At 65.4% G+C, this 14,439-nt stretch carries 14 protein-coding genes; 11 read left to right on the top strand and 3 right to left on the bottom strand.

Features of this window, described 5'->3' with window-relative positions:
* Window positions 1-75: 75 nt before the first annotated feature.
* From CEX87_RS12885 to CEX87_RS12875, 3 genes are all read right to left on the bottom strand, one after another.
* On the bottom strand, window positions 76-1,269 hold the full coding sequence (locus CEX87_RS12885; protein ID WP_064400062.1) for a TetR/AcrR family transcriptional regulator: 1,194 nt from the start codon (window positions 1,267-1,269) through the stop codon (window positions 76-78).
* Between the two features lie 78 nt (window positions 1,270-1,347).
* Window positions 1,348-1,740, bottom strand: a complete 393-nt coding sequence (locus CEX87_RS12880) for a limonene-1,2-epoxide hydrolase family protein (protein ID WP_064400061.1) — start codon at window positions 1,738-1,740, stop codon at window positions 1,348-1,350.
* Between the two features lie 201 nt (window positions 1,741-1,941).
* Window positions 1,942-3,123, bottom strand: a complete 1,182-nt coding sequence (locus tag CEX87_RS12875; RefSeq protein WP_064400195.1) for a LuxR C-terminal-related transcriptional regulator — start codon at window positions 3,121-3,123, stop codon at window positions 1,942-1,944.
* A gap of 125 nt (window positions 3,124-3,248) precedes the next feature.
* Here CEX87_RS12875 and CEX87_RS12870 point away from each other — a divergent pair, with 125 nt between their 5' ends.
* From CEX87_RS12870 to CEX87_RS12820, 11 genes are all read left to right on the top strand, one after another.
* A complete protein-coding gene (locus CEX87_RS12870) occupies window positions 3,249-4,484 on the top strand; it encodes a cytochrome P450 (RefSeq protein ID WP_064400194.1) in 1,236 nt (411 codons plus the stop codon).
* Window positions 4,481-4,894, top strand: coding sequence for a nuclear transport factor 2 family protein (locus CEX87_RS12865; RefSeq protein WP_064400060.1), 414 nt, complete (start codon window positions 4,481-4,483; stop codon window positions 4,892-4,894). The genes CEX87_RS12870 and CEX87_RS12865 overlap by 4 nt, the downstream gene beginning before the upstream one ends.
* Complete coding sequence (locus tag CEX87_RS12860) at window positions 4,891-5,085, top strand: ferredoxin (RefSeq protein ID WP_094287622.1); 195 nt, start codon at window positions 4,891-4,893, stop codon at window positions 5,083-5,085. Before CEX87_RS12865 ends, CEX87_RS12860 begins: the two co-directional genes overlap by 4 nt.
* Window positions 5,086-5,274: 189 nt before the next feature.
* Window positions 5,275-6,048, top strand: coding sequence for an MlaE family ABC transporter permease (locus CEX87_RS12855; protein ID WP_064400193.1), 774 nt, complete (start codon window positions 5,275-5,277; stop codon window positions 6,046-6,048).
* A gap of 9 nt (window positions 6,049-6,057) precedes the next feature.
* Window positions 6,058-6,912, top strand: coding sequence for an ABC transporter permease (locus CEX87_RS12850; RefSeq protein WP_064400058.1), 855 nt, complete (start codon window positions 6,058-6,060; stop codon window positions 6,910-6,912).
* Window positions 6,913-6,916: 4 nt separating this feature from the next.
* The gene (locus CEX87_RS12845; RefSeq protein WP_094287620.1) at window positions 6,917-8,293 is read left to right on the top strand and encodes an MCE family protein; all 1,377 of its coding nucleotides are present in this window, start codon (window positions 6,917-6,919) and stop codon (window positions 8,291-8,293) included.
* 51 nt (window positions 8,294-8,344) lie between these two features.
* A complete protein-coding gene (locus tag CEX87_RS12840) occupies window positions 8,345-9,370 on the top strand; it encodes a virulence factor Mce family protein (RefSeq protein WP_198957217.1) in 1,026 nt (341 codons plus the stop codon).
* On the top strand, window positions 9,367-10,722 hold the full coding sequence (locus CEX87_RS12835) for a virulence factor Mce family protein (protein ID WP_094287716.1): 1,356 nt from the start codon (window positions 9,367-9,369) through the stop codon (window positions 10,720-10,722). The genes CEX87_RS12840 and CEX87_RS12835 overlap by 4 nt, the downstream gene beginning before the upstream one ends.
* Window positions 10,719-11,990: a virulence factor Mce family protein gene (locus CEX87_RS12830; RefSeq protein ID WP_094287618.1), complete on the top strand. Its 1,272-nt coding sequence runs from the start codon at window positions 10,719-10,721 to the stop codon at window positions 11,988-11,990. Before CEX87_RS12835 ends, CEX87_RS12830 begins: the two co-directional genes overlap by 4 nt.
* Window positions 11,987-13,144: a virulence factor Mce family protein gene (locus CEX87_RS12825; protein WP_064400054.1), complete on the top strand. Its 1,158-nt coding sequence runs from the start codon at window positions 11,987-11,989 to the stop codon at window positions 13,142-13,144. The genes CEX87_RS12830 and CEX87_RS12825 overlap by 4 nt, the downstream gene beginning before the upstream one ends.
* A gap of 1 nt (window position 13,145) precedes the next feature.
* Window positions 13,146-14,439, top strand: a 1,294-nt coding sequence (locus CEX87_RS12820) for an MCE family protein (protein ID WP_099459191.1), incomplete at its 3' end; no start/stop codon positions are given.

Raw genomic sequence — 14,439 nt, 5'->3', positions numbered from 1 at the left:
CCGTCGTCTGCGGCCGCCCACCAAACCCGGCCGATCCGCGCGTGAGCCGCTTCGATGCAATGGGCTCGACGGACGTCAGCGCCTGCTGGTCAGAATCGACAGTGCGAGCGCGGTGATCTCCTCGGCCACGCCGGAATAGCGCGTGAGATGCCATGTGCGAGAAACGTCGTCGACGAAGCTGTCGGCGGCCGCCACCAGTAGGCGTGCCTGTGCGACGGTGGTTTCGGGTACCAGTTTGCGGATGAGTTCACTCCACACCGCCTCTCGATCCGCCTGGCTCCTGGAATAGCCGTCCCGAACCTCATCGGAGGCGTGGGCCAGCTCGGTGATCGAGACCGCCACCAGATTCGGATCGTCCAGGCTGATGCGGACCCGCCCCGCGACGAGTCGGCGCAGGCTCTCGGCGTCGTCACCGTCGGCCCGCAGCGCGCGGACGCATTCGAGGGTCCACCATTCTTCGAGACGGTGGATCAGGGTGTCCAGGATGGCCTGTTTCGAGGAGAACGACCGGTACAGACCCGGTCCCGCGATGCCGACCGACTTCCCGATCTCGCTCGTGCTGACGGCTTGGTAGCCCTGAGCCCGAAACAGCCGCGCGCCCGCGGCCAACAGCGTCTCGTGTCGGGAGAACAACGCGCGTTCATCATGCCGCTGCACCGTGGTGGGCGAAAGGTCGCTGACCGGAGGCGTCCTCGCCGCAGCCATACAGGCCTGATAGAGAACGTCTTTCAGCTCCTCCCGTGGCAACGTGAGTGAGTGCCTGCCAAGGCTGGTCAGCGTGCTGGACACCGCCCAGGCGCGCAGTTCGGAGTGCCGGCCGCTCAATTCGGGCACTTCTAGGCGGACACCGGCCTGCATGCCCGCCACGATGGCGTTGATCCTGCTGCGTACCTCTGCGCGGTCGCCGTCGTTGAGATAGCGCGCCTCGCGCTGCCACAATACGGTGAGGGCGCGGGTGGCTACGGCGGCGGCGATGAGATCCGGTAGCTCGTCGCTCAGCGGCTGATCGGTCGCGTCCGATTCCCGGCCCAGCGGCCGGCGCACGCTCTGATACTCGTCCTGCGCGGTGATGATCGCGGCGGCGAGCAGCGCCTGCTTGTTCTCATAGTGGCGGTACAGGGCACGGGCGGTGACACCCGCCGCCTCTGCGATCTCCTCCAAGCGCACCGAGTGGAAACCGCGCTCGGTGAAGAGCCGCACGGCTTGCTGCAGGATCTGCTTCTTGCGATCCTTCGGGCGGCGCTTGACCGCGCCCGCGACCGGCTCCATGTCTCGCCCCCTTCCGTTTCACGACCTGCACGATCCGGACCACCTCGAATCCTGCCAGAAGTGCCTATCGTGACACTGCTACAGCTTGAACCCGCTTTGGCGTTCGAAGTCTGCGAGGTCGAAATAGTCACTGAAGCGGGTGATGCTGCCGTTCGCCGTCTCGAACACACCCGTCACGGGCAATTCGACCTTGCCGCCGTCGTTGAGCGTGAAGTAGTCGACCCGTTCGACGAGTGCCAGACCGGGCGCGGCGGCGAGCGAGACGATGTCCAGCTTGGCCTCGGCGAAGGCGTCAAGGAACGCCTGAAAGATCGCCCGGATGTCGGTGATGCCGGCAACCGGGTCCACCGGCACGTTGTGGTAGACGGCATCGTCGGCGAAGGCCGAACAGATCGTGTCGAGATCCCTTGTGGTCCATGCGCCGAGAAAGTCGCGAACAAGCGTTTCCGTTGCCTGTGCAGTGTCGGTCATCGAGACCTCCTTCGAGCCCGCCCCGCGTCTACCGCATACTAACAGTATCGTCAGAGGACTTGCTAATTTACAAAGCAAGTCGTCACAAGCTTTTTGGGTCTTGAACAGTCATGCGAAGTGATACCGATGATAGACATAGATGCCAAGCGGTTTGCGTAGTGTATCGACCCCGGACGCACCGGATTACCGAAAGGCCTTGCGTCAGCCGACTTTGGGCACGCTGGCCAGGCGCACATAGGCCGATGCCGCCTCGGCACGGTTGGTCGCGTGCAGCTTTCGCAGCACCCTCTTCACGTGGGACTTCACCGTGCCGGCCGAAATCACCAGCTCATCGGCAATCTGTTGGTTCGTGCGACCGGCCGCCATCAGCCGAAGCACCTCGACCTCGCGGCGCGTCAGCATCGCCATCACCCTCGTCTGGACCTCGGCCAACGATCGCGCCGCGGGGCTGCGCTCCAGCGGCTCGATCTTGCGCAAGTCCAAATCCGCGTCCTGTAACGCACGTGCCGCTTCGTCCGCTGACGCCAATGCGTTGCGTACCTCCGCGTGCTGGCGGCGCATCCTTTCCAACAGAACGGTGCGCTCGTAGGCGTAGCCGAAGCCCTCCGCGAACGCCCACACCGTGTCGCGGTCGATCTCGTCGACCATCCGGCCGGAGTACAACCGGTCGGCATGGAGGAAGCCGATCACCTTGCCGGTCGGCATGACCGGCGCCGCAACGTAGGAATGGGTCATCGAGAAGTCGACGATCGGCCTGTTGACGCGGGGGTCGTTGCGGGCGTCGCGCACGATCGCCGGCGCGTGGCGGCGGATCATCTGCGTCTCCAACAGCATGTGATTGAGCGGAGGCGCCACTGACTGGGCGAACGCAACCATCTTCTCGGCGCCCTCGCGGTCCTCGCCGAAGTACGCCGATTCCATGAACATCCGGCCCTCGTGCACGCGGAACAGCACCGCGCGATCGAACCCGCATGACTCCACCAATTCCAGTGGCGCCCGGTCGACGATCGTCGCGACGTCGTCGACCACGCGCAGCTTGCTCAAGCCCTCCTGCACCTGCAACAGCGCGAAGGTGCGCCGTCTCGCACCGTCCTCGATCAACTCTCGTTCGAGCGCGCACAGATCGAGCACCGATTCGAGCGCTAGGAGCGCCTCGTCGTCACCGCACGCTTCCAACGCATTTCGCACCTCGGTGGCCTTGCTGTCGATGGCTTCCGACACCACGGCCATCGGATCATCGGTGGGGTCGACACCCCAATCGGAAAATGTCTCCCGGTAGCGGCGAGCGGCCTCGCTTTCCCTGGCCGGGCGTGACGCCCAGCCAGGATGGCCGGTCAACGACTCGGCCGAGTCGGACTCGGGTGCGCCGCCGGCCATGATCATGGTGCCCACTGTCCTCCGGCGGCGGCTGCGTTGCGGTCAGAACCGCAAATTGCCCTCGTACGGGAGTGGGAGTACTCCCCAACGGGGGATCGCTTTGCTGCCGCGGCTGGCCGAGGCTGATGGACATGTCATCTACCACCATTTCGGCGCTCGAGCTGTTGACGACGCCACAGGGCATCGCCGACCCGTATCCGCTATACGACCAGCTGCGGGCCCACTCACCGGTCCCGGGCTACCGGGACTGGCCGCCGGGCACCGTGCCGGGTGCGGACGAACCCGTCACCGCCTGGGCGCTTTTCCGCTACGACCAGATCTTCGAGGCGGCGCGCGACAGTGCCACATTTTCGTCGCGGGACCCGCTGCAGGAGGCCTCGTCCGCGCCCAGCCTGATGCTGGTCAACACGGACCCGCCCAAGCACGAAGTAGAACGAAAGTTGGTCGGGCAGGCGTTCTCTCCGCGACGCGTCAAGCGGCTGGAAACCTGGCTCAACGGGTTGATCCCGCAACTGCTCTCCGATCTCGGCGAGGGTGAGGTCGACGTGATGACGTTCGCCGCCGAAATCCCCACCAGGGCCATGGTGCGCCTGCTGGGTCTGCCCGAAGGCGACCACGTCCGGTTCAGGCGATGGGCCAACGCATTCATGTTGTCCTCGGCGCTGACCCCGGAGGAGCGCATGGCAAGCAACGAGGAGATGGTCGCGACGTTCGCCGCCCGGCTGGCCGACCACACCGCACGGGTGGCCCAGCAGGGGACGAGCGAAGACATCGACGACGCCGAGGACCTCATCTCGGCGCTGTTACGCGCCGAGGTGGACGGTCAGCGGCTGACACCGGAGGAGATCGTCCGATTCTGCGTCACGCTGGTGGTCGCGGGCAGCGAGACCACGACCTTCCTCATCGGCAACCTGTTACATGCCCTCGCGCGCGAACCCGAGATCGCCGCGCGCATTCGCGCCGACCGGGCGCTGCTGACTGTCTTCATCGAAGAGACGATGCGGCTCGACGGGCCGCCGCAACGCCTGTTCCGGATCACCACCCGTGATGTGGAGGTGGGGGGCAAGCTGATCCGCGCGGGGGACTGGGTGGCGCTGTTCTTCGGTTCGGCCAATCGCGATCCAGCGGTATTTCCCGATCCGTCGCGGCTGGACATCGATCGCCCGAATCTGCGCAGACAGCTCTCATTCGGTCACGGGCTGCATTTCTGCCTCGGTTCCTCGCTGGCCCGGCTGGAAGTGACGGCGATGCTCAACGGGGTGCTCGACCGTTATCAGCACATCGCGTTGAGCGACGACCCCGGCACGAAGCAGACCGCCAGCCTGCTGACGCACGCGTATGTCCGTCTGCCCCTTCGCCTGTCATGACCGCCATCACCGAAGAGGCACGTAACATCGAGACGACGAAGGCCATCTACGCCGCAGTACCCGCGGGAGACCTGAACACCGCGCTGCGGCACCTCGATCCAGATGTCCGCATCACGTACTACGGCACCGAGGCGATCCCGTATGCCGGTGATTACCAAGGGATCGCGGAGGCGATGACGTTCTTCACCAGGGTCGGGCAGACCATCGAGATCGTCGAGATGGAACCGTGGAAGTTCATCGCACAGGGTGACGACCTCGCGGTGTGGGGCCGGCAGCGCTTCCGCAGGCTCGACACCGGGTACGAATGGCAGTCCGAGTTCGCGCACATCATCACGCTCCGTCGCGGGCGCTGGCTGCATTTCCGCGACTTCATGAACTCCGCCCTGAGCCAGGAGGCGTTCAGCCGATGAGAATCACCGCCGACCGGGAAATCTGCATGTCCGCAGGGATGTGCGTGATGACCGCTGGCGAGTTCTTCGATCAGGACGAAGGTGGTGTCGTCGTGCTCGCTTGCGCGGCGGTGCCCGACGACGAGCAAGCACGGGTCCGGCTCGCCGTCGGACTGTGCCCGTCGGGCGCCATCCAGGTGTTGCCGACGTGACTGCGCCATGCAGATTGTTCGATATCGACAAGATACTTGATTCGCGATAAGTGACTGTTAGAGCGTCAATTAATGTTCCATGATGCGCTCTTAAGGCGTATTGGCTATGGACATAACTGTGACGGACCGCGTACCCTCGCCAATGTCACACGTCCACATCGACCTGCCCGGAGGGAGGTGCACGGCGCCATGGTGATCGACGCGCAGACGATGGCCAAGCCCGTGCGCGCGGTCGGTGGATTCTTCGCCATGTCCATGGACACCCTCGTGATGATGTTCCGGCCGCCGTTCGCGTGGCGCGAATATCTGATCCAGTGCTGGTTCGTAGCACGGGTGTCGACCCTTCCGGGACTGCTGATGACGATCCCATGGGCGGTGATCTCAGGGTTTCTGTTCAACGTCTTGTTGTCCGACATCGGAGCCGCCGATTTCTCCGGCACGGGTGCCGCGATTTTCACTGTGTCCCAAAGCGGTCCGATTGTGACGGTGTTGGTCGTCGCCGGCGCCGGTGCCACCGCCATGTGCGCCGATCTGGGGGCGCGGACCATTCGGGAGGAACTCGACGCGCTGCGGGTGATGGGCATCGACCCCATTCAGGCCTTGGTTGTTCCGCGGGTGCTGGCGGCCACAACGGTGTCGCTGGCACTGAACTCGGTGCTGATCGTGACGGGTCTTGTTGGCGCGTTTCTGTGTTCGGTGTATCTCATGGACGTCTCGGCGGGCGCGTGGGTGGCCGGTCTGACCACGTTGACCGGCTTGGCCGACGTCATCATCTCGATGATCAAGGCGACCCTTTTCGGGCTGACGGCCGGGCTGATCGCTTGCTATCAGGGCATGTCGGTGGGCGGTGGTCCGGCCGGGGTGGGTCGCGCGGTGAACGAAACGGTGGTGTTCGCGTTCATCGTCTTGTTCCTGACCAACATCATCGTGACCGCCGTCGGCGTTCCGTTCATGGTGTCGTGAGGTGAAGCGATGTCGCTGAGTGTCCCGAGCGCGCTTCATCCACGGTTGCAGCGCACCGCGAAGGCCGGGGTGGGCGGGTGGCACCGACTCGGAGAGCAGACGCGCTTTTATGCCACCACGCTTGCCGGGATTCCCGATGCGGTGGTCAAGTACCGCAGTGAGCTGTTGCGAGTGATCGCCCAGATGGGTTTGGGCAGTGGGGCTTTGGCGGTGATCGGTGGAACGATCGTAATTATCGCGTTCCTGACGATCACCACGGGGGCGATCGTGGCGGTGCAGGGTTACAACCAGTTGGCCTCGGTGGGGGTGGAGGCGCTGACCGGGTTCGCGTCGGCCTTCTTCAACACCCGCGAAATCCAGCCGGGCACGGTGATGGTGGCGCTGGCGGCGACCATCGGTGCCGGCAGTACGGCTCAGTTGGGCGCGATGCGGATCAACGAGGAGATCGACGCGCTCGAGGCCATCGGTATCCGCACCGTGAGTTACCTGGCGTCGACGCGGGTGGTGGCCGGAGTGATCGTGGCGGTCCCGCTGTTCTGTGTGGGGCTGATGACGGCCTTCCTCGCCGCTCGGCTAGGCACCACCGCCGTCTATGGGCAGGGATCCGGTGTCTATGACCATTACTTCTACACCTACCTCAGCCCCACCGATGTGTTGTGGTCGTTGGCCGAGGTGGCCGCGGTGGCACTGATGATCATGCTGATGTGCACCTACTACGGCTATACGGCCAGCGGCGGGCCGGCCGGGGTGGGAGAGGCTGTGGGCCGGGCGGTGCGGGCGTCGATGGTCGTGGCGTCGTTGTTGATCCTGGTCATGACGCTGGCGATCTATGGCCAGTCCGGCGACTTCCACCTGGCGGCTTAGTGGCATGAACCGCAGGGCAGGGACACACCGCATCTCCACCGGGTGGTGGACGCTGATATTGCTGTTGGCGATCGCGTTGTTCTTGTTCGGGTCCGCCGCGGCGTTTTGGGGCACGTTCCGGTCGTACGTGCCGGTGACGTTGACCTCGGAGCGGGCGGGGCTGGTGATGGAGACTGACGCAGATGTGATGTTGCGTGGGGTGCGGGTGGGCCGGGTCAGCCAACTCGGCAGCGATGCGGACGCCACCAGGCTGCGGTTGGAGATCGACCCCGACCAGATCCGCTACATCCCGGCCAATGTGGGGGCCCAGATCAGTGCGACCACCGCGTTCGGCACGAAGTTCGTTGAGCTGATGATGCCATCGGATCCGAGCCCCAAGCGGTTGGCCGCCGGGGCGGTCTTGCATGCGGAGCGGGTCAGCACCGAGATCAACACCGTGTTCGAGAACGTCGTCGAGCTGCTCAAGATGGTCGACCCGCTGAAGCTGAACGCGGTGTTGACCGCGGTTGCCGAGGGCGTGCGCGGACAGGGCGAGCGGATGGGCCAAGGGATCACCGATCTGAACCAGGTGTTGTCGGCGCTCAACGCGCGCAGCGACACTATTGGGCAGAACTGGGTTTCGCTGACGGACTTCACCGACACCTATGGTGCGGTCGCCGAGGACATCGTGACAATTCTGGACGCCGTCAGTACCACCAGCACCACGATCACCGAACACGCCGGCGCATTGGATGCGTTGTTGTTGAACGTGATCGGCTTGTCGGACGCGGGCACCACCCTGCTGGGCGCAAGCAAGGACGATCTCGTCGAGGCGGTCAACGTCCTCGAGCCCACCACCGGTCTGCTGCTGCACCACAACCCGGTGTACACGTGCTTCTTGCAGGGCACCACGTGGTATTTGAACAACGGCGGCTATGCGGCGTGGGGTGGTGATGGGCGCACGCTGCAGCTCGACGTCGCGCTGTTGTTGGGTAACGACCCCTACGCGTACCCGCAGCACCTGCCCGTCGTTGCGGCCAAGGGCGGACCCGGCGGCAAGCCGGGTTGCGGGTCGCTTCCGGATGCCACCAAGAACTTCCCGGTGCGCCATCTTGTCACCAACACCGGCTGGGGCGCCGGCGTGGACATTCGCCCCAATCCCGGTATCGGACATCCATGCTGGGCGAATTACTTGCCGGTGACCCGCGCCGTGCCCGAGGCGCCGAGCATCCGCCAATGCATTCCGGGCCCGGCGATCGGGCCGGTGCCCTACCCGGGAGCCCCGCCCTACGGCGCGCCGCTGTACGGGCCGGGTGGAACGCCGTTGTGGCCGGGCCTCGCCCCGGCCGGGCCCGCGCCGGGCCCGGCGCAGCCCCACGGGAATGGACAGGGTCCACCGTGATCGCCGCCGCGACCGTGACCGTTGATACCCGACAAGAACAGGACGAAAGTCGTGGCTGACCTCAAGGGCGTCATCTGGCGGCTGGCCATCTTCTTGACCGCGTGTGCATTCGTCGCATTCCTGCTCGTGGTGACATTCGGACAGTTTCGCTTTGATGCGGGCAACACCTATTACGCCGAGTTCACCAATGTCTCCAACATGCGGGAAGGCACGATCGTGCGGATCGCCGGGGTGGAGGTCGGCAAGGTCGGCGACATCTCCATCAACCCGGATGCGACGGTGCGGGTGGCGTTTTCGGCCGACAAGTCGGTCGTGTTGACCGAGGGTTCTCGGGCCGTGATCCGCTATGACAATCTGGTCGGCGACCGCTACCTGGCACTGGAGGAAGGCACCGGCGGGGTCAAGACGCTGCATCCCGGACAGACGATCCCGCCGACCCGCACCGAACCCGCGCTGGATCTTGATGCGGTGATCGGCGGTTTCAAGCCGCTGTTTCGGGCGCTCGACGCTGACCAGGTCAACACACTCAGTGCGCAGTTGATCGAGGCGTTCCAGGGGCAGGGACCCGCCCTCGGCTCGTTTCTGGCCCAGGCCGCGGCGGTGACCAACACGTTGGCCGACCGGGATGTGTTGATCGGGCAGGTCATCGACAACCTCAATGTCGTCCTGGGCTCGCTGGGCGGACAAAGCGAGCGGCTCGACACCGCGGTGTCATCGCTGTCGGAGCTGATCGACGGACTGGCCCAACGGCGCACCGATGTGTCCAACGCGGTGGCCTACACCAACGCCGCGACCGGGTCACTCGCCGACCTGTTGGCGCAATCGCGCGCCCCGTTCCGCAAGGTGGTGCATGAGACCGACCGGGTGGCCGAGATCGCCGTGGCGGACCGCGACTATCTGGACAACTTGCTCAACACGCTGCCCGACAAGTACCAGGCACTGGTGCGCCAAGGGATGTATGGCGACTACTTCAGCTTCTATTTCTGTGATGTCGTGCTCAAGCTCAACGGCAAAGGCGGACAGCCGGTGTATGTCAAGGTGGCCGGTCAGAGCACCGGGCGGTGCGCGCCCAAGTGAAGTCCTTTGCAGAGCGCAGCCCGATCCTGATCGGGACCATCGGCATGGTGACCGTCGGCGCGATGGTGCTGGCGGCGCTGCAGTACCAGAAGTTGCCCTTCCTCAATTCGGGCACCCACTACTCGGCGTATTTCGCCGACGCTGGGGGGTTGAACACCGGTGCCGCCGTTGAGGTCTCGGGCTATCCGGTGGGCAGCGTCACCGGAATCGAACTGGAGGAGGCCGGCGTGCTGGTCACCTTCATGATCGGTGAGGATGTTCGCCTCGGCGACCGCACCGAGGCCGCGATCAAGACCAAGAGCCTGCTGGGCGCCAAGATCGTCGACGTGACTCCCCGCGGGGACGACCGGCTCCGCGGCACCATTCCGTTGGCGCGTACGGTCTCGCCGTATCAATTGCCCGATGCACTGGGGGATTTGGCCACCACCATCAGCGGGCTGAACACCAACCAGCTGTCGGACTCGCTGGCCACGTTGGCCCATACCTTCTCCGACACGCCCCCAGACCTCAAGGATGCGGTGGCAGGGGTTGCGCGGCTCGCCGAAACGCTCAACACCCGCGATGATCAACTGCGCCGTCTGCTCGACAACGCGGCCCAAGCGACCGGGGTACTGGCCAACCGCACCGACCAGATCGTGAGCTTGGTGGGTGACACCAATGCGCTGCTGGCACAACTGCGGACACAGAGCGCGGCGTTGGATCAACTCTGGGCCAACATCTCGGCGGTCTCCCGGCAGCTGGGTGGGTTCATCGCCGAGAACCGCGCACAGCTGCGGCCGGCGCTCGACAAGCTCAACGGGGTGCTGGCGATCGTCGATGACCGCAAAGAGCGGGTGGCCCAAGCGATCAAGCTGGTCAACACCTACGCGATGTCGCTGGGTGAGTCGATTTCGTCCGGCCCGTTCTTCAAGGCCTATGTCGCCAACCTGTTTCCCGGCCAGTTTGTGCAACCGTTCGTCGATGCCGCGTTCTCCGACCTCGGGCTGGACCCGGCGACCTTGCTGCCCTCGAAGCGCACCGATCCTCAAACCGGCCAGCCCGGCACCCCGGCGTTGCCGATGCCCTACCCGCGCACCGGCCAGGGCGGCGAACCGAGGCTGCAGCTGCCCGAAGCGATCACGGGCAACCCCGGCGACCAAGCGTGCGGGCCGGCGGGCATCGCGTTGCCCGGCCCGGGCTGCTACCCGCACCGCCCACCGCCGCCGGCGCCTGCCGCCGGTGGCCCGCCGCCGGGCCCGCCCGCGCCGGCCCCGGCCGAGTTGGCCGCCACGCCCGAACCGACCCCCGCGCCGGTCTATGTGCCGGCACCGGGTGAGGCACCGGCATCCCAGCAGCCCGGAGGCCAACCATGAGCAGGTGGCTGTCGAACCCGCGCGTGGTGGTGGCCGGCGTGCTGGTCGTGCTGTTGGGTGCGGGCCTGTTCGTCGCGGTTCGCCTGCCCACCCAGACCGACCGCATGACCGTGGTGGCCTACTTCGAGAACAGCACCGGGGTGTTCGCCGGTGATCATGTGCGCATCCGAGGGGTTTCGGTGGGCAAGGTCGAAAAGATCGAACCCGAGCCGCATCGGGCCAAGGTCACGATGTGGATCGACGCCAAGTACCGGGTTCCCGCCGATGCCAAGGCCGCGATCCTGTCGCCGCAGCTGGTCACGGCCCGTGCCATTCAGCTGACACCGCCCTACAGCGGCGGGCCGACAATGGCCGACGGGGCGGTCATCGGTCTGGATCGCACCGCGGTCCCGGTGGAATGGGACGACCTGCGGGTCCAACTCGAGCGGGTGACCGAACTGCTCAAACCCGATCAGCCCGGCGGCGTAAGCACGCTGGGTGCGTTGATCAACACCGCCGCAGACAACGTGCGTGGGCAGGGACCGTCCATTCGTGACGCGATACTCAAACTGTCCCAGACGGTGTCGGTGCTGGCCGATCACAGCACCGACGTGTTCGCCACCGTCAAGAACCTCTCGACGCTGGTGTCGGCGCTGCGAGACAGCGCCGATCTGCTCGAAGCGCTCAACCACAACCTGGCCGCGGTCACCGCGCTGCTGGCCGACGACCCCGACAAGGTGGGCCAGGCCGCCGAGGATCTCAACGCGGTGGTCGCCGATGTCGGAGAGTTCGCCGCCGAGCACACCGAGGCGATCGGCACCGCCTCTGACCAGATGGCGTCGATCACCGGCACGCTGGTCGACAGCATCGATGACATCAAGCAGACGCTGCACATCGCCCCGACGGTGTTGCAGAACTTCGCGAACCTCTACGAGCCCGCCAACGGTTCACTCACCGGTGCGCTTGCCATCAACAACTTCGCCGACCCGATTTCGTTTCTGTGCGGCGCGATCCAATCGGCCTCCCGACTGGGCGGCGAGCAATCGGCCAAACTGTGCGCGCAATATATGGCGCCCATCATCAAGAACCGCCAGTACAACTTCCCGCCGATCGGCGAGAACCTTTTCGTCGGCACCCAGGCCCGGCCCAACGAGATCACCTACAGCGAGGACTGGATGCGGCCCGACTTCGTTCCGCCCGCCGCCGAGACGGGGCCCGTAGCGGCGATTGCCACCGATCCGACCGACGGCCTGCCCGGCATGATGACCCCGCCCGAGGCCGGCTCATGACATCGCGATGGCGGGGTCGCAGGGCGGCCAGCCTGCTGCTGGTGGCGATCGTGTCGGTATCGGCAAGTTGTGGTTGGCAGGGGCCCAATTCGTTGCCGCTGCCTGGTGTGCAGGGTAAGGGGCCGGACTCGTTTGTGGTCCAGGCGCAGCTGCCCGATGTCAACAACATCCAACCGAATTCGCGGGTGCGTGTCGCCGACGTCGCGGTCGGGCATGTCACCAAGATCGAACGCCAGGGCTGGCATGCGTTGCTGACCATGCGACTCAATGCCGACGTCGACCTACCGGCCAACTCGACGGCCAAGATCGGTACCACCAGCCTGCTGGGTTCCTTGCACATCGAGCTTGCGCCTCCCACAACCGAACCCCCGAAGGACAAACTGCATGACGGTTCGCTGATTCCGCTGGCCCGTGCCGGCGCCTATCCGAGCACCGAGCAGACGCTGGCCGCGTTGGCGATGGTGCTCAACGGCGGCGGGGTGGGCCAGGTTCAGGACATCACCGAGGCGTTCACCACCGCGATGCGGGGTCGCGAGCACGACGTGCGCAGCTTGATTGGCCAACTCGACGAATTCAGCGCCCACCTCAATGAGCAGACCGGCGACATCGTCGCGGCCACCGACAGCCTCAACCGGCTGGTCGGCACGTTCGCTGACCAGCAGCCCGTGCTGGACCGTGCGCTGGCCACCGTCCCCGACGCCCTCGAGGTGCTCAACGCCGAGCGCGACAACCTCGTGGAAGCCGCTGATCGCCTCGGCGAGTTCAGCGCCCTGACCGTGGACACCGTCAATCAGACCAAGGACAACCTGGTCGAGGAGTTGCGCGACGTCGGACCGGTGTTCGAGTCGCTGGCCAACGCCGGTACCAGCATGACGCGGGCCCTCAGCCTGCTTCTGACGTTTCCGTTTCCCAATGAAACCTTCGAGAACTTCCAGCGCGGCGACTACGCGAATCTGACCGCCATCATCGACCTCACGCTCAGCCGCATCGACCAAAGCATCTTCACCGGCACCCGGTGGGAGTGCGATCTGACCGAACTCGAACTGCAGTGGGGCCGAACCATCGGCCAGTTCCCCAGCCCCTGCACGGCGGGCGGACCCAACAATCTCGGGAATCCGCTGACCGTCGCGTACCGGTGGGACCAGGGGCCTTAGCGTGCACCTGAACCGAAAGATCTGGATCCAGCTGACCATCTTCACCGTGGTCGCGGTTGGCGCGGTCGCGTTGCTGATGCTGCAATTCGTCAGCCTGCCGGCAACGATGTTCGGTGTCGGGCGCTACACGGTGACGATGGAGCTGCCCAAATCCGGCGGGCTCTACGAATCCGGCAACGTCACCTATCGCGGCACCAAGGTTGGCCGGGTGGAATCGGTGCAGCTGACCGACACCGGCGTCGAGGCGGTGCTATCGCTGAAATCGGGTATCGACATTCCCTCAGACCTGCAGGCCGAAGTGCACAGCCAGTCGGCGATCGGCGAATCCTACGTGCTGCTGCTGCCGCGTAACGCCACGTCGCGGCCGCTGCGCAACGGCGACGTGATCAAACTGGCCGACACCTGGGTTCCGCCCGACATCAACGCCCTGCTGGCCACCGCCAACACTGGTCTGGCGGCCATCCCGCGCGACAATCTCAAGACGGTGATCGACGAGTCCTACACCGCCGTGGGCGGACTGGGCCCGGAACTGTCGCGGCTGGTCAAAGGCACCTCCACGCTGGCCATCGATGCCCGCACCAACCTCGACGCGCTGACCACGCTGATCGATGATGCCCAACCTGTGTTGGATTCCCAGACCGCCACTTCCGAGGCGATCGAGGCGTGGGCAACACAGCTGGCTACGGTGACCGAAGAAGTGCGCGATCACGACCAGGCCGTCGCCGGTGTCATCGACGCCGGCGGCCCGGCGGCCGCCCAAACACGACACCTCGTCGAGCGGCTACAACCCGCCCTGCCGATCCTGATGGCCAACCTGGTCTCCGTCGGCCAGGTCGCGCTGACCTATCAGAACGACGTCGAACAACTGCTGGTCGTCTTCCCGCGGGTCATCGAGAACAACCAAGCCGGCATCCTGGCCAACCTGGACACGAAACAGGACTACAAAGGCCAATACCTGAGCTTCAACCTCAACCTCAATCTCCCACCCCCTTGCACCACCGGCTTCCTGCCTGCCCAACAACAGCGCGTCGCCACCTTCGAAGATTCTCCACCGCGGCCCCCCGGTGACCTGTACTGCCGAGTGCCCCAGGACTCCCAGTTCAATGTGCGTGGGGCACGTAACATTCCGTGCGAGACCGTGCCCGGCAAGCGCGCGCCCACGGTGGCGTTGTGCGAGAGCGACGAACAGTATGTGCCCCTCAACGACGGTTTCAACTGGAAGGGCGACCCGAATGCGACGTTGTCGGGCCAGGCGGTCCCCCACCTGCCCCCGGGATCTGTCTCTATACACATCT

This window comes from Mycobacterium lehmannii, from assembly GCF_002245535.1.
In the GTDB taxonomy this organism is placed as follows: Bacteria; Actinomycetota; Actinomycetes; order Mycobacteriales; family Mycobacteriaceae; genus Mycobacterium; species Mycobacterium lehmannii.
This window is presented reverse-complemented; position numbering and strand designations above follow the sequence as displayed.

Bases quoted from the DNA above. Each gene is read 5' to 3' on its own strand.
- CEX87_RS12825 (WP_064400054.1), top strand. From the start codon at position 11,987: ATGACATCGCGATGGCGGGGTCGCAGGGCGGCCAGCCTGCTGCTGGTG.
- CEX87_RS12865 (WP_064400060.1), top strand. From the start codon at position 4,481: ATGACCGCCATCACCGAAGAGGCACGTAACATCGAGACGACGAAGGCC.
- CEX87_RS12870 (WP_064400194.1), top strand. From the start codon at position 3,249: ATGTCATCTACCACCATTTCGGCGCTCGAGCTGTTGACGACGCCACAG.
- CEX87_RS12875 (WP_064400195.1), bottom strand. From the start codon at position 3,123: ATGATCATGGCCGGCGGCGCACCCGAGTCCGACTCGGCCGAGTCGTTG.
- CEX87_RS12885 (WP_064400062.1), bottom strand. From the start codon at position 1,269: ATGGAGCCGGTCGCGGGCGCGGTCAAGCGCCGCCCGAAGGATCGCAAG.
- CEX87_RS12845 (WP_094287620.1), top strand. From the start codon at position 6,917: ATGAACCGCAGGGCAGGGACACACCGCATCTCCACCGGGTGGTGGACG.
- CEX87_RS12860 (WP_094287622.1), top strand. From the start codon at position 4,891: ATGAGAATCACCGCCGACCGGGAAATCTGCATGTCCGCAGGGATGTGC.
- CEX87_RS12880 (WP_064400061.1), bottom strand. From the start codon at position 1,740: ATGACCGACACTGCACAGGCAACGGAAACGCTTGTTCGCGACTTTCTC.
- CEX87_RS12855 (WP_064400193.1), top strand. From the start codon at position 5,275: ATGGTGATCGACGCGCAGACGATGGCCAAGCCCGTGCGCGCGGTCGGT.
- CEX87_RS12850 (WP_064400058.1), top strand. From the start codon at position 6,058: ATGTCGCTGAGTGTCCCGAGCGCGCTTCATCCACGGTTGCAGCGCACC.
- CEX87_RS12830 (WP_094287618.1), top strand. From the start codon at position 10,719: ATGAGCAGGTGGCTGTCGAACCCGCGCGTGGTGGTGGCCGGCGTGCTG.